The 23,470-nt window shown below is 64.2% G+C and carries 21 protein-coding genes; 1 reads left to right on the forward strand and 20 read right to left on the reverse strand.

What is annotated here, in order from left to right:
• Positions 1 to 14 precede the first annotated feature (14 nt).
• From RX328_RS07355 to RX328_RS07440, 18 genes are all read right to left on the reverse strand, one after another.
• On the reverse strand, positions 15 to 863 hold the full coding sequence (locus RX328_RS07355) for an MBL fold metallo-hydrolase (protein WP_213251370.1): 849 nt from the start codon (positions 861 to 863) through the stop codon (positions 15 to 17).
• A 43-nt stretch (positions 864 to 906) separates the two neighbouring features.
• On the reverse strand, positions 907 to 1,797 hold the full coding sequence (locus tag RX328_RS07360; protein WP_213251371.1) for an amidohydrolase family protein: 891 nt from the start codon (positions 1,795 to 1,797) through the stop codon (positions 907 to 909).
• Positions 1,794 to 2,912 carry a vWA domain-containing protein gene (locus tag RX328_RS07365; protein WP_213251372.1) on the reverse strand — a complete coding sequence of 373 codons (1,119 nt, stop codon included), beginning with the start codon at positions 2,910 to 2,912 and terminating at the stop codon, positions 1,794 to 1,796. Before RX328_RS07365 ends, RX328_RS07360 begins: the two co-directional genes overlap by 4 nt.
• Complete coding sequence (locus RX328_RS07370; protein WP_213251373.1) at positions 2,909 to 3,790, reverse strand: AAA family ATPase; 882 nt, start codon at positions 3,788 to 3,790, stop codon at positions 2,909 to 2,911. Before RX328_RS07370 ends, RX328_RS07365 begins: the two co-directional genes overlap by 4 nt.
• 8 nt (positions 3,791 to 3,798) lie before the next feature.
• On the reverse strand, positions 3,799 to 4,821 hold the full coding sequence (locus tag RX328_RS07375; RefSeq protein WP_213251374.1) for a xanthine dehydrogenase family protein molybdopterin-binding subunit: 1,023 nt from the start codon (positions 4,819 to 4,821) through the stop codon (positions 3,799 to 3,801).
• Positions 4,822 to 4,823: 2 nt separating this feature from the next.
• Positions 4,824 to 6,401: a xanthine dehydrogenase family protein molybdopterin-binding subunit gene (locus RX328_RS07380; RefSeq protein ID WP_213251375.1), complete on the reverse strand. Its 1,578-nt coding sequence runs from the start codon at positions 6,399 to 6,401 to the stop codon at positions 4,824 to 4,826.
• An 11-nt stretch (positions 6,402 to 6,412) separates the two neighbouring features.
• A complete protein-coding gene (locus RX328_RS07385; RefSeq protein ID WP_213251376.1) occupies positions 6,413 to 6,892 on the reverse strand; it encodes a (2Fe-2S)-binding protein in 480 nt (159 codons plus the stop codon).
• Positions 6,893 to 6,898: 6 nt separating this feature from the next.
• The gene (locus RX328_RS07390) at positions 6,899 to 7,717 is read right to left on the reverse strand and encodes an FAD binding domain-containing protein (RefSeq protein WP_213251377.1); all 819 of its coding nucleotides are present in this window, start codon (positions 7,715 to 7,717) and stop codon (positions 6,899 to 6,901) included.
• A 16-nt stretch (positions 7,718 to 7,733) separates the two neighbouring features.
• Positions 7,734 to 8,177 carry an SRPBCC family protein gene (locus RX328_RS07395; protein ID WP_213251378.1) on the reverse strand — a complete coding sequence of 148 codons (444 nt, stop codon included), beginning with the start codon at positions 8,175 to 8,177 and terminating at the stop codon, positions 7,734 to 7,736.
• A 1-nt stretch (position 8,178) separates the two neighbouring features.
• Positions 8,179 to 8,616, reverse strand: a complete 438-nt coding sequence (locus RX328_RS07400) for an SRPBCC family protein (RefSeq protein WP_057842976.1) — start codon at positions 8,614 to 8,616, stop codon at positions 8,179 to 8,181.
• Positions 8,617 to 8,625: 9 nt separating this feature from the next.
• The gene (locus RX328_RS07405) at positions 8,626 to 11,520 is read right to left on the reverse strand and encodes a flotillin family protein (protein ID WP_213251379.1); all 2,895 of its coding nucleotides are present in this window, start codon (positions 11,518 to 11,520) and stop codon (positions 8,626 to 8,628) included.
• 24 nt (positions 11,521 to 11,544) lie between these two features.
• A complete protein-coding gene (locus tag RX328_RS07410; RefSeq protein ID WP_213251380.1) occupies positions 11,545 to 12,378 on the reverse strand; it encodes a phosphoenolpyruvate hydrolase family protein in 834 nt (277 codons plus the stop codon).
• Between the two features lie 2 nt (positions 12,379 to 12,380).
• Positions 12,381 to 14,618, reverse strand: coding sequence for an ABC transporter permease (locus tag RX328_RS07415; RefSeq protein WP_213251381.1), 2,238 nt, complete (start codon positions 14,616 to 14,618; stop codon positions 12,381 to 12,383).
• Complete coding sequence (locus tag RX328_RS07420; RefSeq protein ID WP_213251382.1) at positions 14,611 to 15,393, reverse strand: ABC transporter ATP-binding protein; 783 nt, start codon at positions 15,391 to 15,393, stop codon at positions 14,611 to 14,613. The genes RX328_RS07415 and RX328_RS07420 overlap by 8 nt, the downstream gene beginning before the upstream one ends.
• Positions 15,386 to 16,468: a branched-chain amino acid ABC transporter permease gene (locus tag RX328_RS07425; RefSeq protein WP_213251383.1), complete on the reverse strand. Its 1,083-nt coding sequence runs from the start codon at positions 16,466 to 16,468 to the stop codon at positions 15,386 to 15,388. Before RX328_RS07425 ends, RX328_RS07420 begins: the two co-directional genes overlap by 8 nt.
• A gap of 1 nt (position 16,469) precedes the next feature.
• The gene (locus tag RX328_RS07430; RefSeq protein ID WP_213251384.1) at positions 16,470 to 17,480 is read right to left on the reverse strand and encodes a branched-chain amino acid ABC transporter permease; all 1,011 of its coding nucleotides are present in this window, start codon (positions 17,478 to 17,480) and stop codon (positions 16,470 to 16,472) included.
• Between the two features lie 129 nt (positions 17,481 to 17,609).
• Complete coding sequence (locus RX328_RS07435; protein ID WP_213251385.1) at positions 17,610 to 18,437, reverse strand: AraC family transcriptional regulator; 828 nt, start codon at positions 18,435 to 18,437, stop codon at positions 17,610 to 17,612.
• 138 nt (positions 18,438 to 18,575) lie between these two features.
• Entirely contained in the window at positions 18,576 to 19,826 is a 1,251-nt protein-coding gene (locus RX328_RS07440) for an ABC transporter substrate-binding protein (protein ID WP_213251386.1), read from the reverse strand.
• Positions 19,827 to 20,254: 428 nt separating this feature from the next.
• Here RX328_RS07440 and RX328_RS07445 point away from each other — a divergent pair, with 428 nt between their 5' ends.
• The gene (locus tag RX328_RS07445; protein ID WP_213251387.1) at positions 20,255 to 21,022 is read left to right on the forward strand and encodes an SDR family oxidoreductase; all 768 of its coding nucleotides are present in this window, start codon (positions 20,255 to 20,257) and stop codon (positions 21,020 to 21,022) included.
• A 150-nt stretch (positions 21,023 to 21,172) separates the two neighbouring features.
• On the opposite strand, the gene RX328_RS07450 is transcribed toward RX328_RS07445, so the two are convergent.
• Both RX328_RS07450 and RX328_RS07455 read right to left on the reverse strand, forming a co-directional pair.
• A complete protein-coding gene (locus tag RX328_RS07450) occupies positions 21,173 to 22,147 on the reverse strand; it encodes a TRAP transporter substrate-binding protein (RefSeq protein ID WP_213251388.1) in 975 nt (324 codons plus the stop codon).
• A gap of 14 nt (positions 22,148 to 22,161) precedes the next feature.
• Positions 22,162 to 23,469: a TRAP transporter large permease gene (locus tag RX328_RS07455; RefSeq protein ID WP_213251389.1), complete on the reverse strand. Its 1,308-nt coding sequence runs from the start codon at positions 23,467 to 23,469 to the stop codon at positions 22,162 to 22,164.
• Position 23,470: the final 1 nt, after the last annotated feature.

The following is a 23,470-nucleotide window of genomic DNA, read 5'->3' on the forward strand; positions in this document are numbered from 1 at the left end:
GGTCCTTTCAGCGCTCAGGCCGGGAACCAGTGGCGTTGCGGCAAGCTCTGAACGATGGGGCCGGGCACTTGGTCGTGCAGCCGGCCGACCACCATGCCGCCTTCGATCTTGGCCGGCCGGTCGTGGACCGGGAGCAGGTAGCGCGAGTTGCTCAGGAGCTTTTTGATGGCCGCCTTCTCGGCGCGCTTGCTGGTGCCGTGATTGCCCGTGGTGCGCGGCTCCCAATCATGGATTTCGTGGAAGGGATTCACGATCTGGTCGTTGAAATCGTAGATCACGTCGCCGCAGATGGTGGCGATGCCGTCGGCGGTGTGAACATGGATGTTCATCGAGCCTTCGGTGTGGGCGTTGGCGGCCTCGCAATAGACGCCCGGCATCAGCTCGATCGGGCCGGTCACTTCGAGATCGAGGAAGCGCAGTGCGCTCTTGGTGTGCAGGCGGTCGATCAGATGCTTGATATCGGGCGCCGGATATTGCGGATGCATCAGGCCGGAGACGGAATATTCCAGCTCCTTGCGGTTGAGCACGACCGTCGTGTTCATCGGAAACAGATCGTCCTTGCCGGCATGATCGATGTGCAAATGGGTGTGGCAGACGAAGCGGACGTCGCCCATGCGCACGCCGTGGCGCGCGAGCTGGTTCTCGATCATGTTCTCGTGGAACTGGAGCCCGCGCATGCCCAGCGTTTCCATGATCTGGTTGGAGCGGTAGCCGGTGTCGATCACCACCGGATAGGGGCCGCCGACGATCAGGAAGCCGAGCGTCAGGACACGGCGGGTCCGGCCGCAATCGCGGCCGAGCACGAGAAAGCTCGATTCCAGTTCGATATCTCCATAGTCCAGGATCTTGATTTCAAGCGGCATCTGTTCCCTCCCACGTTCTTTTGATTGGCGGATCCGCGCGCCGTCATCGGTCAAGCCGATAGACGCGCGTGGCAGTCGTTCGCAGAACGGCGTCGCGCTGATCCGCGGCAAGCGAGGCTGTCGCGGCGAGGTAGGCGTCGATCAGTTCGCGATAGCTGGTCCAGAGTTTTTCGATCGGAAAATTTGAGCCGAACAGGCAGCGCTGGGCGCCGAAGATCGCGACCGTTTCGGTGACAACACCGGCTACGTGCGCCGGGTCGTTGCGGTGGATGAAGGTGCCGAGCCCGGAAAGCTTTGAGACGATGTTCGGGCAGGCCGCGAGCCGGGTCATCCCGGTGCGCCAGGCGGATCGACCCTGCGGCGAAAGGTCTTCCAGCATGCCGGCGTGCTGCAGGATGAAGGTTACATCGGGACAGGCTTCCGCGAGGCCTGCGGCATCTTCCATTTGCGGCGCGAACACCTGCAGATCGAAGCTGAAGCCATAATCGGCGAGCCGCGCGATGTTGCGGCGTATCTTCGGATCGGCGCAGAGGTCCGGTCGCGCGGCAAAACGATAGAGCGGGTTTTCGTGCCAATGCAGTTGCATGCGCACGCCGCGCACCAGCGGATAGCGCGCCAGACGATCAAGCTGCGGGCGGACATCATCGACGTTGAAGTCGGCATAGGAGACGATGGCGTGCGGCCAGCCATGGTCCTTTGCGGTCTCTTGCACCCAGGCCGTTTCGTCTTCGAAGCGATCGTTGGCCCAGTTGGTCTGCACGTAGACCGACCGCGTTACGCCGGAGCCTGCGAGGTCACCAAGATATTCCTGGATCGGATAGTCGCGGCGGATCGGCTCATAGGGGCCAAAGATGCGCGGCTGCATCGGGCCGACAAGCCAGGGCAGGTCGGCCTGACGCCAGATGTGGTGATGAGCATCGACGATTTCGGTCACGCGGCCTTCCTTTGTCCGAGCGAGAGAACATGCGAGACGATCGCGGCTGTAGACCCGCCATCGACCAGATCATCCACGAAGCGCCTGATCGCGATCAGCGCTTCGGTCTGCGGCTGAAAGGTGGGGCCTGACGCCAGCGGCGTCAGCCAGCTCAGGCGCCAGGCGCGCCGCGACAGCTTTGCAACGGCGTCGCGTAGCGCGGAGGGATCGCCACGTTCGAGGCCGTCGGAGACGATCACGACGGCGGCGCCACGCGCATAGCTGCCGAACCGCGGTACCGCCAGGAACGCCTGCAGTGCGTCGCCGATGCGGGTGCCGCCGTCCCAGTCGCTGACGAGATGCGCAGCGGCGAACAGCGCCTGCTCGCGGCGCTTGAGACGGAGCGCGCGGGTGACGCGGGTGAGGCGGGTGCCGAAGGTGAACACTTCGACGTTGGGAGCCGCGTGCGACAGCGCATGCGCGAGCTTCATGTTATCGTCGGTACGCCCCTTCATCGAGCCGGAGACGTCGATCAACAGCAGGATCTTGCGCGGCCGGGTGCGCCGCTTCAGCCGGCCGAGCCGCAGCACTTCGCCATCGTTGCGCACGCTCTCTCGCAAGGTTCGCCGCAGGTCGGCCCAAGGGCCGCGCCGGGCGCGCCTGCGCCGGTGGCCGCGCCGCCGTGGCAGCCGCGCCGGCGCCTCGCGAGAGAGCTTTCGCAAGACATCGCCGGTTGCGCCCGGCACGAAGCGCCGTTCGACCAGCGCTTCCGCGCGGGCTGCGGCTAGTCCGGATTCGTGGGCTTCATCGGCGAACAATGTTTCGTCCTCGCCGCGGCCTTCCTCCTGCAGGCGAACCACTTCCTCATCTTCTGCGCCCGCCCGATCGACCGCTTCGCTTCCAAGGAAATGGATGTCGAACAGCCGGTCGTAGGTCGCGCGCCGCTCGGGTGGCGGCGCGAGCGTTGCCAATCCAGCCTGCCGAATGGCTTCGAGGCTGCGCGGACCCAGCAGTTCGATGGCGGCCAGGAACGTAGTCGTCTGTTCCGGCGCCACGGCAAAGCCGTTGGTGCGCAGCAGTGCGACAAAGGACACGAAGACGCCGGCAGCGCGCGGCAATTGAGGTTCGTCGCTCACGCGGCAGCCTCCGCAATGAGGGCGTCGAGCCGGCCGGAGATGAAGGTGAGATCCTCCTCGTCCTTCAGTGCAACCCCGATCGAGCGTTTGAACGCATCCGGCCAGCGGACGCCGCGCGCGTGCAGCAGTGTGGCGGCTTCGGCCCAGTCCACGGCTTCCGCGATTCCGGGCGCCTTGCTGAGCGGTTCGCGCCGGAGTTTGCCGACGGCGGCGACGACCGCGCGCGCGGTCGCTTCGGCGACACTGGAAGCCCGCATCATGACAATGCGCGCCTCGCGCTCGGCGGTGGGATAATCGATCCAGTGATAGACGCAGCGGCGGCGCAACGCCTCGTGCAGGTCACGGGTGCGATTTGAGGTCAGCACGACGACCGGGCGCTCGGCGGCGCGAACGGTGCCGCGCTCGGGAATGGAAATCTGGAAGTCGGAGAGGAATTCCAGCAGAAAGGCCTCGAACTCCTGGTCGGCGCGGTCGATCTCATCGATCAGCAGCACAGTGGAGTCAGGCGCGCGCAACGAGGCGAGCATCGGCCGCTCGATCAGGAAGGTCTCGCCATAGATATCGATTGTTTCCTCGCCGGCCTGGCGGATCGCGAGCATCTGGCGCGGATAGTTCCACTCGTAGAGCGCGGCGGCTGCGTCGATGCCTTCATAGCATTGCAACCGGATCAAGCGGCGGCCGAGCACGGCGGCGATCGCTTTTGCGGCTTCCGTCTTGCCGACGCCGGGCGCGCCTTCCAGCAGCAGCGGCTTGCCGAGCGCGAGCGCCAGATAGGCTGCTGTCGCGAGGCCGTCGTCGGCGAGATAGTACGCCGTCCGCAGGGCCCGCTCCAGCGCCTCCGGGCTGTCGATGCCGACGATGTTGCCGCGGACCGTCATGTTCTGCCTCAGCGCCGTGCCTGCGGTCGTGCGCCGCCCTGCGCCTTGATCGCCCGCAAAACTTTTTCCGGCGTGATCGGCAATTCATCCATCCGCACGCCAACCGCGTTGAAGATGGCGTTGGCGACCGCAGGGAGCACCGGATTGGCGCACATCTCGCCCGGGCCCTTGGCGCCGAACGGGCCGTCGGCCGCGGGGCGTTCCAGCACCGCGATATCGTGCGGGCAGATGTCACCGGGTCCGGGCATCAGGTATTCGACGAAATCACGCGGGCCGTGCGCCGGATCGGGATAATAAGGCTCGGGCGTTTCAAACAGCGCGTGGCTGATCCCCATCCAGGCGCCGCCGACGAGTTGCTGTTCCACCAAGCGCGGATTGAGCGCGCGGCCGAGTTCGTAGGCACTGTCCATGCGCACCATCGCGATCTCGCCGGTCTCGTCATCGACCTCGACCTCGGCGACCAGGCAGGCGTGGGCGTAGCAGGTAGCGGGTGACATCTCGCCGGTCTCGGGATTGACCTCGGACAACGGCACCAGAAAGATGCCGCGTCCCGATATTGTCTTGCCTTGCTTGAACTGCGCAGCAATCGCGACATCCTTGGTGGAGATCGAGCGATGCGGCGCGCCCTTGACGTGGATGTTGCCACGCCCGTCGGTCTCAAGGTCGGCAGCGTTGACCTCCAACTCCTCGGCGGCGGCCTCCATCATGACCCCGCGCGCCTCTTTCGCCGCCGCCATCACCGCGTTGCCGACGCGATGCGTGCCGCGTGACGCGAACGAGCCCATGCAGTGTGGCCCGGTGTCGGAATCCGCGGTGTCGACATACACGTCTTCAACGGGAACGCCGAGCGTCTCCGCGCAGATCTGCCGCGTCACCGATTTCATGCCCTGGCCGAGGTCGATCGACGATAGCGACACCGTGAACTTGCCGCTGGGATTGGAATGAACCAGCGCCTGGCTGGGGTCGCCGCCAAGGTTCATGCCGATGGGATAGTTGATCGAGGCGATGCCGCGTCCGCGATGCTTTGCCATGGTCAGCGCCTCCTGGTGCCGAAGACGGAAGAAAAGCGCGTGGCGCCGTGTGATGGCGATGGCGGCCTTGGAGGAGGGGGCGGCGCGGGTGGCGGCGGTTCGTGGATCGGCGCAGGAGGCGCGCGATCGTAGGTGGTCCGCTGCTGTGAGACCGCGGCGCGTTGCGGGACAGGCTCGATCGGTGTCGGCGATATCGCTGCCCGGCTGCCGCCGCCGTCCTGGCGCGACGACATGCGCTTGAACTCTTCGCGCAGCGGCCATTTGGCTTTTTCGGCGGCGACCTGGACGCATTCGATCAACGCGGTGTTCTTGGCCTCGCGCCGGTGCGCCTTCATGTCGCCGTCGCGATAGGCGTTGAGGATGCGAAACTCCATCGGGTCGATGCCGACGAGATGGGCGAGCTTGTCCATCTGGCATTCGAGCGCAAAGTCCATCGCCGTGACGCCGAAGCCGCGCATGGCGGTCGCCGGCGTCCGGTTGGTGAACACGCAGTAGACGTCGCCATGGACGTTCGGGATCGTATAGGGGCCGGGCAGGTGAGCCACGCATTTGACCACCGCGTAGCTGGACAGCCGGGTGTAGGCGCCGCTGTCGAAATAGGCGCGGATCTTGCGCGCGACGATGCGTCCGTCGCTCATCACGCCGTCCTTAATGTAAATGCGCTCGGCGCCGCGCGGCGAGCCGAACTGCATCTCCTCCTCGCGGCCGAGCTGATAGCGCACCGGACGCCCAGTCAGCATCGCGCCGAGAATGGCGAGCGGTTCGGTCAGCGTGTCCACCTTGCCGCCAAAGCCGCCGCCGACGGTGCCGCCGATGAAGTGGAAGGTGTTGGAAGGGACATCGAGGATTTTGGCGCAGGTATCGAGCGAGAAGAACAGCGCCTGAGTCGAGGTGTAGACGACATAACGGCCGTTGGTGTCGGGTGCGGCGATCGAGCCGTTGGTTTCGGTCGGCGCATGCTCGATCGGCGACATCTGGTAGCGCTGTTCGAGGACGTGGTCGGCCTCGGCGAAGCCGCGCTCGACGTCGCCGAAGCGCAGCTTCTGGTGATCATAGACGTCGTGATAGATGAAGGTGTTCTTGGGGTAGACCTCGTTGACGACGGGCGCACCCGGCTTCAGGGCTTCCTCGACGTCGAACACTGCGGGCAGCGGCTCGTAGTCAACGCGCACCTTCGCCATCGCCTCATAGGCTTCTCGCGGAGTGTCGGCGACAACCGCGATGATGGGCTCGCCCTTGTAGCGCACCTTGTCGACCGCAAGCGACGGCTCGTCGTCCTTGCCGAAATTGATCAGGCTGAGCAGCGTATTGAGATTGCGCGGCACATCGGCGCCGCAAATGATGCGGCGAACGCCGGGCGAACGTTCCGCTTCCATCGTATCGATGCGGCGCAGGCGGGCATGTGCATGCGGGCTGCGCAATACTTTCAGATGCAGCATGCCCTGCAGCTTATGGTCATCGAAATAGGTCGAAGTGCCAGTGACATGGCCGAGCATGTCCTGGCGCTGCGTACCCTTTCCGATCTCTTTCAGATTATCGTCGCGCTCGTCGGCGAAGATGTCCTTGCGCAGTTCCAGCATGGTCGTTCCCTTTAGGCGCGTGCGCGACCACTCGCAGCGGCGGCGATCACGGCGTTGATGATCGGCTCGTATCCGGTGCAGCGGCAGATGTTGCCGGAGATCGCCTCAATGACCTCGGCGCGGCTCGGAGACGGATTGCGATCGAGCAGCGCCTTCGCCGCCATCAGCATGCCCGGCGTGCAGTAGCCGCATTGGGCCGCGAACTGCTCCATAAAGGCGCGTTGCAGCGGATGCAGGTTGGGACCGTCCTTCAGCCCGTCGAGCGTCTCGACGGAGCGTCCGGCCACCGACTCCGCCAACGTCAGGCAGGAGAGATGCAGTTCGCCATCGATCAGCACGCTGCAGGCGCCGCAGCCGCCCTGGCCGCAGCCGAATTTCGGCGTCATGTCGCCGATCTGTTCGCGGAGCGCGACCAGCAGATTGACGCCGCCGTCGACGAATAGCGCGACATCGCGGCCATTGTGACGAAACTGGAGCGGGGTCTTGGTCATGATGGCTTACTCCAGCCCGGATAACAGGCGACGAAGGTGAACGCCGACGATCTCGCGGCGATACCAGGCGCTGCCAAGGGCATTGTCTGTGGGCGACACACCTTCGGCGGCTACCGCCGCAGCAGCGTTGATTGCCGCACCGTCAAGCGAACGTCCCTCCAGCGCGCGCTCGGCGGCTCTGGCGCGAATTTGCGTGGCGGCCATCGAGCCGAGCGCGATGCGCGCACCTGAAATGCGGCCGCCGCTAGCAGGCAGATGCGCCGCGAGCGTGATCACCGAACCGCCCTTCGGCTTGATGCGGGCGATCTTGCGATAGCGGAAAGCGTCGGCGCTTGCGGGCCGCTGGCAGGAGACGGCTAGCACCAGCGCGCCGCTCTGGCGTTCGCGGGATTGCAGGAACTCTTCGATAGGCATGTCGCGCGCACCAAGACCGCCCTGGACGGAAACAGTCGCATCTAGCGCGAGCAGTGCGACGGTGAAATCGCCATAAGGGTTGGGCGCGAACAGATTGCCGCCCACCGTGCCCATGTTACGCACGGCCGGCCCGCCGATCGAACGAGCTGGGGCGTGCAGAAAGGCGAGTTCGCGCTCGGCCAGAATTCTCGCAAAGGTGACACCAGCACCGATCGTGACGCGCGAGCTTGCGACATCAATACGAGACAGCGCCCGATCGGTCGCGCGCACGACGGTGGAGATCGAGACATCGCCCTCGTTGAGGGCGCGCATGACCAGCGTGCCGCCGCCGAGATAGCGGGCGCTGCGGTCGGACGACAATGCCGAGGCGGCCTCGCCGAAACTTGCGAATGTCTTCACCGTGACGGGCATGGCTTCGCCTCTGTTTTCATGCAGCCTCCTTCAGGTGCCGGCGAATGGCATCGAAGCCGGCTTGATAGATCTGTTCCGCGACCATTTGAGTCAGCCGCTCGGCATCGGCGGGCCGCGCGGTGAACCTGGATTCCCAGTGCCAGAAGGTGCGGTCGCCGTCGGTGACCGGGAGCAGGCGTACGTGTGCGACATAGTTGAACATCGGGATCGGCGTATCGAGCAGGCAGTAGCTGAAGGTCTGTTCGAGGTCCGAAAGTGCCAGCAGTTGCTCGCGCAGCTCCGAGCCGTCCTGCAGCTTGAAACGTCTGATACAGCCGATCTTGTCGGCGGCCTGTGCGCGTTCGATCGTGCTGGTGGCGACCTCAGGATGCCAGCGGTCGTGGCCGTTGAAATCGCGCAGCACGTTCCAGACCGCGGTTGTCGGCGCGTCGAGGATCGTGCTCTTGACGATATGCGGCACGCTAGCCTCCGAAGGCGCGCTTGAGCGCGTCGAATCCGCCCTGGAACACGCCGGTTCCGATGTTGCTGACGAGCTCGTTTTCCCGCTCCGGCGCGCAGTCGAACTCGGCGGTCCATTCCAGAAACGTCTGGTCGCCGTCGGTCACCGGCGTCAGCCGCAGCGTTGCAACGTAGTTCTCCACGCCCATCGGGGATTCCAGGATGGAGTAGGTGCAGAACATGTCGTAGTCGGACAGCCCGAGCAGCTTCTCGCGGATACGATCGCCGTTGCGCAGGCGAAAATCCCGCACGCATCCGATCTTGTCTGCGGGCTCGCCGCCCTCGATGCGGCTCTCCGCAATCGCGGGATGCCAGTTCGGCAAGCCATTGAAGTCGCGCACGCGCGCCCAGACGCGGTCGTTGCGGGCGTTGACGACAGTGGAAACGTAGACCCGGGCCATGACGCGTGCTTATCCTTTCTTGCGCGGTCCGCGTTCAGCGGGGGGCTCGCCGGCGGCAGGCGCGGTGGGGGACGCGTCGGATTTGCCCGGACCGCTCTTGCGCGTCGCTTCTTTGATGCCCTGCATGTCGCGCGCTTCGCGAATGAGGCCGGGCATCTTGGCGAGGCTGCCGCCCTCGACGCCGATATCGGAAAGGATCGAGTCGATCAGCGGCGCCTGCACCCGGTAGCGCAGCGCCGAGTCGATCACCTCGTCGGTGGCGCTGCGGCCGCTGCCGCCGCCACCGTTACCGTTGAGGCCGTCGACCTGAAGGATGCGGATGCCTTCAATCTTCTCCATCGGCTTGACGCTCTCGCGCACGATACCCTCGATCCGGTCGAGCAGCTTGCGGCGGAACAGCGAGTAGCGCGCCTGGTCGGTGAGCACGTTCTCCGCTTCGTTGAGCAGCCGCTGCGCCTCGGCTTCGACCGCGGCGCGCACGCGCTCGGCGTCGGCAGCGATACGGGTCTCCTCGGCCCGCTTCTCCGCCAGCAGCACCTCGATGGTCTTTTGTCGCTTGGCGATCTCGCTTTCGCGGGCGGTGACGACGCGCTCGGCCGCTTCGGTCGCGCGCACGCGCGCATCTTCGGCCGCCACCTTGGCTGCCGATTCTTCCAGAGATTTCTGATAAAGCGCGATCGCCTTTTCCATCAGCGCCGTTTCGACGTCCTTCTCGCGATTGACCTCCAGTTTCCGCAGATCGCGCTCGCGGCCGATGCGGGCTTCGTCAAGGCCACCGTCGGAGGCGATGCGCGCCCGCTCGACTTCCTCGCGGGAAGCGATCTCGGCCTCCTGCAGCGCCTGGACACGGGCGACTTCGAGTTGCTCGATCGCGCGCCGGCGTGCCAGCCGAGCGGCCTCCAGCGCCTGTTCGCGCGAGACGTCGGTGGTCTCGACTTCCTTGCGGGCATTGATCTCTGCCTGCTTGACCTGGCGGTCGGCATCGATGCGCTCGGAGCGTTTGGCGGCAAGCGCGATCACGCGCTCCTCGTCGGCGATCTCGACCGCTTTTTTCTGGTCGATATTGAGCACTTCGCGCGTCCTGGACGAGGCGATACGTTCAGCCTCCAGCGCCAGCTCCACTTCGACGCGCCGCCGTTCGATGGCATCGCGCCGCTTGAGCTCGGCGGCCTCGATCGCTTCGGTGCGCTCGATTTCAAGTCCCCTTGTTTCTCTTTCGGCCCGAATACGTTGCGCGGCGACGACCTTCTCCTGGGAGATGCGGGCGCCCTCGATCGCTTCGCGCGAGGCGATATCGGCCTCCTCGACGGCGCGGTTGCGCGCGATTTCGAGCGAGCGAACGCGCTCTTCCTGAGCGATGCGGGAGGCTTCGGTTGCCTCTCGCGCGGCAATGCCGGCAACTTCCAGCGCCTGGTTGCGCTCGATTTCCAGCTTGCGTGTGGTCTGCTCGGCGGCGATCCGCTCGGCTGCGAGTGTCCGTTCGCGCGCGATCCGCGCAGCTTCCACGGCCTTCTGCGCCTCGATCTCCGCTTCCTGGATGGTGCGGACCTGCTGGATTTCCAGCGCGCGGGTGCGCTCGTCGGACGCGATGCGTTCGACGTTAACGATCGTGGTCTGGGCGATGCGCGCTTTTTCGGTCGCCTCACGCGCCGCTATCTCGGCTTCTTCGACCGCGCGGGTGCGTTCGATTTCGCGCCTTCGGGTTTCTTCCTCGTTGACGATCCGCGCGTCGGTCACAGAGCGATCCTGCTGAATGCGCGCCTTCTCGATCGCTTCGCGTGCCGTGATCTCGGCCTCCTCGACGGTCCGCGTACGCTCGATGTCGCGCTGTCGCACCTCGCGCTCGGAGGCGATGCGGGCGGTATCGACCGCGCGCTGGTTGGCGATCTTGGCTTTTTCGATTTCCTCGCGCGCCAGCAGCTCCTTCTCTTCGACCGCGCGCGTGCGCTCGATCTCGCGGTGTCTCGTTTCGCGTTCCGAGGCGATGCGGGCTTCGGCGATGGCGAGCTCGTTGGCGATGCGCGCCTTCTCGATGGCCTCACGCGCCGAAATCTGCGCCTGCTCGGCCTCGGTCTCCCGCAAGGCGCGTTCGCGCGCAACTTCCGTGCGCTGCAGAGCGCGGCGCATCTCGATGTCGCGCTCCTGTTCGAGGCGGGCGGTCTCGCTCTCGCGTTCGATCTCCAGCGCCTGACGTTCGGCGTCGAGATTGCGGGAGCGGATCTTGATCATCGAATCCTGTTCGATGTCGTTGCGCAGCTTACGCTTGGCCTCGATATCTTCCATCAGCCGCGTCAGACCCTCGGCATCAAACCGGTTCGACGGATTGAAATACTCGAGATCAGTCTGGTCGAGATCGGTAATCGCGACTGACTCCAGCTCGAGGCCGTTCTGGGCCAGCGCCTCGGCGGCGGCGGCCTTGAGCCGCGTGACGTATTCGCCGCGCTGCTCGTGCATCTGCTCCATGGTCATTTCGGCGGCAACCGAACGTATGGCGGAGACGAACTTGCCGGAAAGCAGGGCATGCAACTGCTCCGGCTCGAGCGTGCGCCGCCCGAGCGTGGCGGCGGCGATGGCGACCGCTTCGCGGGTCGGCTGCACCCGGACGTAAAAATCGGCCTCGATGTCGATCCGCATGCGGTCGCGGGTGATGACAGCGTCATGCTTCGCGCGCACGATGCCCATCGGCAGCACGTTCATGTTGACGGGCGTGTAGTCGTGGATGAACGGCAGCACGAAGGCGCCGCCATTGATCACCACGCGCTCGCCCAAGAGACCGGTGCGGACGAAGGACACTTCCTTCGACGAACGGTGGTAGAGCCAGTTCACGATGTAGACGACGATGGCGATCACGACGATCGCTATGATCAGCCAGAGGATCAATTCGCCAACCAGAATCCCCGACATCTCTTCCTCCCTTTGGTCTCGGCGTTACCGCGCGCCGATCGCCTTGAATTTACGAACCTGTTCCGTGAGCGCCCGCTCCACCGGCAGGCGCTCCATCGACGATGCGCCGTAAAAGCCGTGGCACTTGCGCGTGTGTTTCATGATGAAGTCAGCGTCGGCGGGCTCGGCGATCGGGCCGCCATGGGCCAGCACCAATATGTCCGGATTGACGCTGAGCGCCGCCGCAGCCCAGGTGTCGATCTGTTCCGGGCAATCTTCGAGCTTCGGCGCGGTATGCGCGCCGATCGCACCGCCTGTGGTCAGGCCGAGGTGACAGACGATGATGTCAGCGCCCGCGATCGCCATTGCCGCGGCTTCGCTCTCGCTGAACACATAGGGCGTCGTCAGCATGTCCTTGTCGCGCGCTTTGGAGATCATGTCGATCTCCAGCGCATAGGACATTCCGGTTTCCTCGAGGTTGGCGCGGAACACGCCGTCGATCAGGCCGACGGTCGGAAAGTTCTGCACGCCGGCAAAGCCCAGCGCCTTCAACTGATCGAGAAAACTATCCATGTCGCGGAACGGGTCGGTGCCGTTGACCCCCGCCAATACCGGCGTCCGGGTGACGACGGGGAGCACTTCGCCGGCCATCTCCAGCACGATCGCGTTGGCGTCGCCATAGGGCATCAGGCCGGCGAGGGAGCCGCGTCCTGCCATGCGGTAGCGGCCGGAATTGTAGATCACGATCAGATCGACGCCGCCGGCTTCCTCGCATTTGGCCGATAGGCCAGTGCCCGCCCCGCCGCCAACGATCGGCTCCCCCTTGGCGGCCATGTTGCGAAATTTCTTCAGGATGGCCGAACGTTCGAACTTCGCCATGATCACCTCGCGACTTTCCGACGTGTCCCCGGGCGTCCGACCAGAGGACGGAGCGCGTTGACGATGGCGGATGCAAATTCCGGTTCGTTGATGTGGCGCCTGATGCGGATGAGCTGGCGATTGCCGGTCTGGCGCACGCTGCGTTCCAGCGCGGTAAACAGCGCTGCATCCGCTTCCGGATCCCAGAACGGCTGGCCCGGCGCGTCGAGCGCGGAGACGCCGCCTTCCGGGAGGAAGAAGCGTACCGGCCCGTCCATCCGGTTGAGTTTTTCGCCGATCCAACGTCCCATACGATCGTTCTCTTCCGGTGTGGTGCGCATCAAGGTCACCTGCGGATTGTGAACGTGGAACTTGCGCTGACGATAGCGCTCGGGAATGGTGTCGGGTGCGCCGAAATTGACCATGTCGAGCGCACCGACGGAGCCGATGAAGGGCAGGCGGCTGCGGATGATCGCGCCGAAGCGGTCGTCCGTGGCGGGGAATACACCGCCCATCAGGAGATCGCAGACTTCCGTCGTCGTGAGATCGACAACGGCCGCGAGCATTCCGGAATCGACCAGCTTTTCCATCGAGCGGCCGCCGACGCCGGTAGCGTGGAAGACGAGGCATTCGAAATCGCTGCGCAGATCGGCCGTAATCTTCTGCACGGCGGGCGTCGTCACGCCGAACATGGTGATGCCGACAGCGGGTAACGCAACCCGCGCGTTACGCTCGGCCGCGCTTTGATTGTCGAGACGCGCCTTCACCATGCCGGCGATGGCGTTGGCGCCGTTGGCGAGCACGGCACGCGAGATCGAATTGAGGCCCTGCACGTCGGTGACCGAATACATCATCGTGATATCGGCAGGTCCGACATAAGGACCGACATCTCCCGACGCGACGGATGAGATGATCAGTTTCGGCACGCCGACGGGAAGGCCGCGCATGCCCGGCGCGACCAGCGAGGCGCCGCCGGAGCCGCCCGCCGAAATGATGCCTGCGACATTACCCTGACGGCGCAGCCAATTGGCGAAGGCGTCGGCCATCGCGGTCACCGACGCGCCGCGGTCCGAGCCGAACACGCTCGATCCGCCGCGCCCATGATTGAGCGCGATTTCCTGGGCGGAGACGTCGCAGGTGGAGAGCTTGCCGCTGGTGGAGACGTCGACCAGGCGCGTCCGCAAGCCGTGTCCGGCGATCACGTCGCGAATGAAGCGCAACTCCTCGCCCTTAGTATCAAGCGTGCCGACGACAAGAACGACCGGTGGCCCGGACGCGGTTTGAACGACGGCACCGGCTTGGCGTTTCTGCCGTGCGGCGTCTTCAATCCGGGTGATGCCCGTCGAAAGCGTGCGCGCGGCGGCCTCGATGCGCGCAATCGGCGCCGGCTGCGACCAGCGCGTCGGCAGCGTGGGATTGGAGATATAGATGCGGATTGGCGCTGTGCTCGACGCGCGCGGCGGTGCGGGATGCGCGTTGGCTTCGGCGCCTGCATCCGCGCCTTCGATATCCGCGTCCGGCTCGGCGTGGACTCCAACGACTCCAACACCAAGCAGCCGTTGTTGCAGCTCGCGGTCGGCGGCAAGTCGCGCGGAGTCGATGATGCGATTGATGCGGCCATTGACCATGATCGCGACGTTCTTCGAAATCGCCGTGGCGACGCCGATATTCTGCTCGATCACCAGCACCGACATCTCGCCGTCTTCGGCAAGCCGCACCAGCATTTCTTCGACCTGGGCGACGATGACAGGCGCAAGACCTTCGGTCGGCTCGTCCATGATGAGGAGATGCGGATTGGTCAGAAGCGCGCGCGAGATCGCCAGCATCTGCTGTTCGCCGCCCGAGAGCTGGCCGCCGCCATGGTCCTTGCGCTCGGCAAGGCGAGGAAAGGTCTCGTAGACACGGTCGATCGTCCAGACGCCGCGCCGCATCCCGGCCGCCAGCCGCAGATGTTCGTCCACGCTGAGCGAGCGCCACAGCCGTCGCCCTTGCGGAACGTAGCCGACGCCGAGCTGCGCGATCCGCGCCGGGCTAAGGCGGGTGATATCCTCGCCGCGGACGCGAACCGAACCGCCGCTCGCCCGCAGCAAGCCCATGATGGTCTTGCACAGCGTGGTCTTGCCCATGCCGTTGCGGCCGACCACCGAGAACACGCCGGAATCCAGCGTCAGCTCGACTCCCTGCAGCGCATGGGAATGGCCGTAGTAAACGTCGAGGCCCCGGACTTCGAGGGCAGGCGCTGAACGGCGGATCTCACTCATGGCCGGCCCCGAGATAGAGCTCCTGCACTTCCGGGTCGGCTTCGATCTCGTGCGGCAGGCCTTCCTTGAAGACACGGCCGTTGTGCATCATCGTGACGCTTTCGACGACGCGAAGCGCGACATCCATGTCGTGCTCGATGATGATGTAGCCGATATGGGCGGGCAGCGACGTCAAGATATCGATCAGTTCGCGCCGCTCGGTGGGGGACAGGCCCGCGGCCGGTTCGTCGAACAGGATAAAACGGGGCGCGCCGGCGAGCGCGAGCGCGATCTCGAGCTGCCGCTGCTGGCCGTGCGCGAGCTCCGCGACCCGCTGCTCCCTGACCGATGTCAGGTGCACCGCCTGGATCAGCGCCTCTGTCGCATGCATGAGGGCATCGTTCGCCCCCGGGCGCAGCGGAGAAAATCGTCCGCGGGAAACGCCGCGGCAGGCGAGATAGACATTGTCCCTCACTGTGAGGCCGGGAAACAGCGCTGATATCTGATAGGTGCGGCGCAAGCCGCGCCTGATACGTTCGTAAGGCGGGAAGTGGGTAATGTCCTCGCCGAAGAAGCGGATGGTGCCGGAGGACGGCGGAAAGTCGCCGGTCACGCAATTGAACAGCGTCGTTTTGCCGGCGCCGTTGGAGCCGAGCACGGCGCGGCGTTCGCCGGGGCGAACGGTGATGGTGACGTCGGTCAGGGCAGCGAGCGCGCCGAACAGCCGCGTCACGCCGCGCAGCTCCAGCGCGGCGCCGGCACCGACGGCCGAAAAGCGTGGCGCGGCGCTATCCATGACCGTGGCCTCCGCTTGCGCGTTTTTCTGGTACGGCCGTGCGACGGCGCCATCGCTCCCAGAGACCGATCACGCCGTCCGACGACCAGAACACGATGGCGAGGAAGCCGAGGCCGATCAGCAGCCGGAAGCGATTGCCGTCGAGCCCTAACTTGACCAGCAGATCGAGCGCGAAGGTACGCAGGATGACGAAGATGAAGGCGCCGATGAAGGGCCCGACGGGGCGGGTGATGCCGCCGACCACGGCGATGATCAGAATATCAATGCAGGCGCCGACGCTGACCGAGCCGGGCGAGATCTGCCGGTAGTTCCAGACCTGCAGGACGCCGCCGAGTGCGGCGATGAAGGCCGCGAACGCGTAGGCTGCCACGCGGTGCGCGTTGCCATTATAGCCGAGCGCCGCCATGCGGCGGGGATTGTCGCGCACGCCCTGCAGCGCGAGCCCGAACGGAGCGCGCGAGACATATTGAACGGCGAAATAGCAAAACGCCGCGACGCCCAGCGTGACGTAGTAGAAGGGAATGTCGGAGCGCCAGTCGACACCCCAGAATTTCGGCGTGGCGATGGTGTTGATGCCGGTGTGGCCGCCGAAGATCGGCCAGTTCTGGTTGGTGAAATAGTAGAAGGCCGCGCCGATCGCGAGCGTGATCATGATGGTGTAGATGCCCTCGGTGCGCACCGCGAGCGCGCCGCCGAGCGTGCCGAAGACGGTTGCGAGCACCAGCGCCATCGGCGTTGCAAGCCACCACGGCCAGCCGAGGCTGATATTGGTGTTGGCGCTCATGCCGAACACCGCGACCATGTAGGCGGCAAAGCCGGCGACGGTGAGCTGCATCAGGCTGACCATGCCGCCATAGCCCGCCAGGAACATCAGGCTGAGGGCGACGGTCCCGAGGATCAACGTGGTGGCGAAGATCTCGATCAGGAAAAAGGCGTTAGCGATGAACGGCATGATCAAGAGGATCACGGCGACCAGCCAGACAGCCGGCTTGTTGAATTCCGGCCACGCCAACAACGCCGCGCGCGCTCCTGCCGGCTGACTGGTCTGAGGATGCGCGCCCTGGACCAACGACATGTCAGCGCCTCGCCAATAGGCCCTGCGGTCGCAGCGCCAGCACCAGCACCATGATGAGGAAGGTTACGACGATTGCATAAGTCGGGATGTAGACAGAGCCGAGCTGCTCGGCGAGGCCGATGATGACGGCGCCCAGCGCCGCGCCCGGAATCGAGCCCATGCCGCCGACGATGACGACGACGAGGGAAGCCAGAAGAAATCGGGTGTCCTCGCCGGGCGAAATCGACTGAAAGGTTCCGCCGACGACGCCCGCGATGCCGGCAAGGCCCGCGCCGAGTGCGAACACGGCAACAAAGACGAGCTGGATCGGCACGCCGGTCGCAGCAAGCATGTCGCGGTCGTCGACTCCGGCGCGCACCATCATGCCGACGCGGGTTCGATTGAGCGCCAGCCACATCACGATGCCGATTACGACGGCGGCGACGAAGATCACGAGCCGCACCATCGGGTAGCGCAGGTAGACCGCCTCGCCCGACGATTTGACTGCGGTGACCAGCGGCAATTCGATTGGGCCGACCAGCCAACTCGGGGTCTGGATCTGATAGAAATCGCCGCCGAATACCCACAGCATCAGGTCCGCAAACACGATCGAGAGCCCGATCGTGACCATGGTCTGGCGCAAATCCTCGCCCTCCATGCGACGGAAGACGACGATTTGCAGGACGATGCCGACCAGCGCCACACCGAGAAACGCGATGATGAAACCGAGCACCCATGAGCCGGTCCAGACGCTGATGGCGTAACCGATGTAGCCGCCGAACAGATAGAGCGAACCATGCGCCAGATTGACGTTGCGCATCAGGCCGAAGATGAGCGTGAAGCCGCTGGCCACCAGGAAGTAAAGGCTGCCGAGCGTGACGCCGTTGAACAGGGCGTTGAGAAAGACGCGCTTCCTGCCGATCGCCTCTTCGAGTCCGGGTGGCCAGACGGCAAGGATCAGCCACAACAGCACCGCGACAGCGATCAGCAGTATCAGCGCCCACGCCGGATGGCGTTCGATGAATCTTGTCACGGTAGCAGCCCGGCCATCGCCATACCGTCCTCCCAGACGCCGCGGCCGTTTCGGCTCGCGTTTTGGGGCATCCTAATGGTGCCGCGGACCTTGCACTTGATTGTCAGTATCTTTTCGCGCCTGTTGCACTCAGGGGCGCAAGACTTTGGCGGCGCGGCGGTATTCAGTCGGCGCCATCCCGACATTGGCCGCGAAGAAGCGGGTGAAACCGCTCTGGGAGGAGAAGCCGAGATCGAAGCCGATATCGGCGATCGGCACTTCGGTCGCGACCAGGGCGTCCAGTGCCTGTTCCATGATCAGTGTATTGAGATAGAGGTTTGGCGTGACGCCGGTCTGGGTTCGGAACAGCCGGTAGAAGTGCGGGCGCGACAGCCCAGAGGCCCGCGCGATCGAATCCAGCTCGATCTCGGCGCCCGGGCTTTCGGACATCAGCTTGATGGATTTGCGGACGCGAAAGTCAGTGACGGCGGTGGCGGTCCGTGTCTCCTGCACCGGCTCGGGCGTCTGCCAGCTTTCGTCATAACAACTGTCGATCAACTGCCTGAGTTCGCAGTCGAGGCTGCTCAGCGAAGGCGCGCCGCACACCAGCGCGGCAGAGCGGCGAATATGCCTGTCGAGCGTGGCCGTACGCTTGAAGCAGGTGCGGCCAAACCGCAGGCTGTGGGCGCGGGCCGCATCGGGGGCGAACCATTCGGCGTTGACGTAAAGGACGAAGAAGATCGCCCCGTTCTCCGTGTCGGTCGGGACAAAATTGTGCGGTTCCCAAGGGTTGACGGCAACAATGGAGTCTTCCGCGAGCAGCCATCGCTCATCGCACACATCAATGCGCGCTGGCGTTCCACCGACATGAAATATCAGGTGCCCTTCGCGATGCGCGTGCATGTTGAAGGGGCGGTTCAACTGATAGACCGTCGCGCGACCGAACCGGCCGTGGAAGACGGCGAGAGCCTTGCTCATGCCTTCCCTCCCGCGGGATGTTCTTGTCTTTTCAATGAGCGTTCAACATCCGCCGCGAGAATGCAAGGGTAGATCACATCCTGCCGGGTCGCGCCCGGGCTCCGGCGTGACCGGGGCCCGTTCGCAAATGCGAAGAGGTCAGTACTTCTTGCACTCCGGAACCGTCCGGCTCGGCAGCCCGATCTTGGAGAAAACTGCCGGGTCGTAGCCGAGCGTCTGGTTCACGTTCGGAATGACCTTCACGACCTTGCTGAACAAGGCGCCCTTGCCGTCGTCCACCACCTCGGTGACGAAGTTGGTTCCGATAGCCTGGCGGTTGGAGTCGAGCTTGATCTTGCCATTGGGCGCGTCGAGCTCGATCTTGGCGAGGGCTTCCTTAAGCTTCGCCTGGTTGTTGCTGAGGTCGCCATTGACCTGACGCAGTCCGAGGATCAGCGCCATCGTCGAGTTGTAGTAGTTGGTGGCGAGCAGCGACGGGCTCGGGAACCGCTTGTTCGGTGGGAAGGCGTCCTGATACGCTTTCACGAACTTCTGCCAGCCTGGATCCTCCCAGGTGTCGGCCTGGCCACTCGCGGCGATGGTGCCGATGAGGGCATTTTTGGCATTGCCCTTGGCCGAAAGAATGGTCTGGTCGACCATGATCGAGCCGCCCATCAGACGGGCCTTGCCGCCAGCCTGCTGATACTGGTTTAGGAAATTGACGGCGTCGGCGCCGCCGAGGCCGAGATAGATCGCATCGACGTCGTCGGGAAGAGCAGCAATGACGGAGGCGAAGTCCTTGGTGCCGAGCGGCACCCATTGCCGGTTCGTGACCTGTCCGCCAGCACCGCAGAACTCGAGCACCAGCCCGAACACCTGCGTATAGATGAAGGAATAATCGTCCCCGACCGTCGCAATCTTGCGATAGCCTTTCGTATCATAGGCATACTTGCCCAACCCGACCTGCCATTGCGCGCCGTCCATGTTGTAGCGGAAGAAGTTCGGCGCCGGGTCGACGTAAGTGGTCTCCTGCGCGCCGGAAGCGGCATTGATGAAAGTCAGCTCGGGGCGCGTCTTGGCAAAGTTCTTCACCGCAATGCCTTCGTCACCGGACAGGGGTGAAAGCAGGATCTGGACCTTATCCTGTTCGATCAGCTTGCGTACGGCACGAACGGCGGAGTCGGGCGTCGCATCCGTGGAGGCGATGATGAATTCGATTTCCTTGTCGCCGACCTTCTTGCCGAGCGTGTTGATCGCGGTCTGGTGGCCGCGGATTCCGTCTTCGCCGAGCACCGTATAAGTGCCTTCGAGGGTCGCGGTGACGCCGACCCTGATTTTCTCTTGAGCTAAGGCGGCGCCGGAAAGCAACAGACTGCTCAGCGCGACCAGTCCCGCACAGCTTTTAAACATCGAACCCCTCCCTTGTATCGCCAGTTTTGGTATAGGTCGTTCCGAAATCGCCATGCCCTTCACAATGCATTTGCGACCGGGACCGCCGGGCGAAAGCTAGCCGATGACTGGGGCGGGGCGCGCAACTTCACCTGCCGCAACTTGACCGGTAGTCTCATTTTGCATGCTGCGCCGCGACGAAATTTGCGGCGAGTTCAGGCCGTGAGGCTGCGGACGGTGGAGATGTGGAGCGGTGGACTTTTTGCGGTCAAGAAGATTCATGCGGCTGGAAAGTCGCCGGTACACGGGTCACCTCGCATCAACCGCCGTTTTGGCTTGACCGCCGTCTGCAGTGTTTCTAGGTCCATCCGGATCCGTTCTTTCGCACCGGACCGGCAGGCGTCAGAAAGGCGCTCGGATGGTCCTGCACGCATGGAGAAGGTCCCGCCGTGGCATTTGAACTGTTCAATCTGGCCGGCAAACGAGCGCTCGTCACAGGATCGTCCCAGGGGATCGGCCTCGCCATCGCGCGAGGGCTCGCCGAGCATGGCGCCTCCGTGGTCCTGAATGGACGGGAGCGCAGCAAGCTCGAGGCCGCCGCCGCGAGCTTGACCGCAGCCGGGCACAACGTTGCGGTCGCCGGTTTCGATGTCACCCTCGCCGAGGATGTCCGCGAAGGTATTGCCACGATCGAGCGGACGAATGGCGCAATCGATATTCTCGTCAACAACGCCGGCATGCAGTTTCGCACGCCGCTTGAGGATTTTCCGGCGGAGAAGTGGGAGCAATTGCTCAGAACCAATGTCTCGAGCGCCTTCTACGTCGGCCAGGCTGTCGCGCGCTACATGATCCCGCGCGGCAAGGGCAAGATTATCAACATCGCGTCGGTCCAGAGCGAGTTGGCCCGGCCAGGCATTGCCCCGTACACCGCCACCAAGGGAGCGATCAAGAACCTCACCCGCGGCATGTGCGCCGATTGGGCCAAGCACGGACTGCAGATCAATGCCATCGCGCCGGGTTACTTCAAGACCCCGCTCAATCAAGCGCTGGTCGACGATCCCGAATTTTCAGCGTGGCTGGAAAAGCGGACGCCGACCTCGCGCTGGGGTAATGTCGACGAACTGATCGGCGCCGCCGCCTTTCTGTCGGGAGATGCCTCATCTTTCGTCAACGGGCATACGCTCTACGTCGACGGCGGCATCACGACCTGTCTTTGATTATTGACGCGTCGTTTCACTTCTAGGGAGCAGCGTTTCGTTGCTGCTGTGTTGATTGCGCTCGCCGAGATATCACCTGCGAGCATCCCCGCGAAATGGCAGCGTCCGGCAATCAACGCCGGGCGCTGCGAGCGCAAGATAACGCTGCTCTTACTTCTTATAGGCGGCGATCACGGCTTCACCATCGGCGCCGGCCTTTTTTAGCCAATCGGCCGTCAACTGCTCGCCGATCTTCTCGAGGCCGGACTTCAGCGCCGGAGGCGGCGGCAGCACTTTCATTTTGTTGGCCTGAAGCTGTTCGAGATACCATTTCGCCTTTTCTTCCGCGAGCTTCCAGCCGCGTTCTTCGGCGACCGCGGCTGCTTTGAGGATCGCGTCCTGCGTCGGCTTGTCGAGCGCATCGAAAGCCGCCTTGTTCACGAAGGTCACGTTCTTCGGGATCCATGCCTGCGTATCGTAGAAATGCGTCATGGTTTCCCAGGACTTGCTATCGTAGCCGGTCGAGCCCGAGGTCATGAACGCGTTCACGACGCCGGTGGCCAATGCCTGCGGCAGTTCAGCCGCCTGGATGGTGACGGGCTGCGCGCCGACAAGTTCAGCGATGCGTGAGGTGCCGACGTTATAGGCGCGCCACTTCAGGCCTTTCATGTCCTCGATCGTGTTGAGCTCCTTCTTGGCATAAATGCCCTGCGGACCCCATGGCACCGCGAACAGAAGCATAAGCCCCTGCGACGCGAGCTTCTTTTCGATGGCAGGCTTCGAGGCGAGCCACAGCTTCTTGGCTGCGGGGTAGCTCGTCGCTAGGAAGGGGATAACGTCGATACCGAACATCGGATCTTCGTTCTCGTGCAGCGAGATCAGAACCTCGCCGGCCTGCGCCTGGCCGGTCGCGACCGCGCGTTTGATTTCCGGCGCCTTGAACAGCGACGCGGCGGGATGCACGGTGATCTGCAGCTTGTTGCCGGTGGCATCGGCAACGTCCTTGGCGAACGCGATCAGATTCACCGAATGCGGATTGTCCGCCGGATAGGCCGCCGGAAGATTCCATTTTGTCTGCGCCGTTGCTGGAACGGCAAGCGCCGCGACGCAGGCGGCCAATGCGCACGTCTTTATAAGTCTGAACATGACAATACCTTTCTCTAGCCAGGGAACGCGATCCGCGGCAGCATCATCACGATATCAGGAAACACCGTGATGATGGCAACCGCCAGAACGAGCAAGAAGAAGAACGGCAGGGCTGCCTTGGCGACCGTGTTGGAATCCTTGCCGCTCATGGTTTGGAGGACGAACAGGTTGAAGCCGACGGGTGGAGAGACTTCCGCCATTTCCACCACCAGCACCAGGAAAATGCCGAACCAGACCAGATCGAAGCCGGCCTGCTTCACCATCGGAATGACGATGGCGGTCGTCAGCACAATCATGGAGATGCCGTCGAGTGCCGTGCCAAGTATGACGTACATGACTGTCAGCGCCGCGATCAGCGCGTAGGGGCTGAGCTGGAGGCTGTTCACCCAATTCGCGAGCGCCATCGGGATGCCAGTATAGGCCATCGAGGTGCCCATGTAGGAGGCGCCCGCCAGGATCAGCAGGATCATGCAATTGACCCGCGTCGCGCCCATGACGCTCGCCCAAAACGATTGCCAGCTCAGCGCGCCCTGCCACCAAGCAATCGCGAGCGACCCCAGCACGCCCCAGGCCGCGCATTCCGTTGCCGTCGCCCAGCCCATCAGCAGCGACAGAAAGACGAAAATGATCAGCAGCAGACAAGGAATGAGATTGAGCGACTCAGCAATACGCCTGCGAAGGCTCATCGGCGGCTCGGCCGGTGGCGTCCGCTTCGGATTGGCGAGCGACCAGATCGCGATGTAGCCGGAATAGAGCGCCATCACCAACACACCCGGCAGAAACCCGGCGAGAAAGACCTGAATGATGGAGACGTTCGCCTGCACCGCATAGACCACCATGGTGATCGACGGCGGGATGAGAATGCCGAGCGTGCCCGCACCGGCCAGCGAGCCGAGGCTCAAGCCTTCGTCATAGCCGCGCTTCTTCAATTCGGGTAGGGCGATCTTGGCAACCGTGGCGCAGGTCGCGGCTGATGATCCCGACACCGAGCCGAACACGCCGCAGGCGAGCACATTGACGTGCATGAGCCGGCCCGGCAGCCAGTTCAGCCAGGGCGCAAATCCCCGAAACATCTCCTCCGACAGGCGCGTGCGGAATAGAATTTCGCCCATCCAGATGAAAAGTGGCAACGCGGCGAGCGACCAGGATGCGCTGTTGCCCCACACCGTCGTCGCCAGCACGCTGCCGGCCGGAATGGCGCCGCCGGCGAATTGCATGCCGGCCCATCCCGTCGCCATCAGGGCGACGCCAATCCAGACGCCGGCGCCGAGCAGCAGTGCGAGGAATCCGAGCAGGATGGCGGCGATGGAAAGCAGCTCCATC

The sequence above is a fragment of the Bradyrhizobium sp. sBnM-33 genome, from assembly GCF_032917945.1.
GTDB lineage: Bacteria > Pseudomonadota > Alphaproteobacteria > Rhizobiales > Xanthobacteraceae > Bradyrhizobium.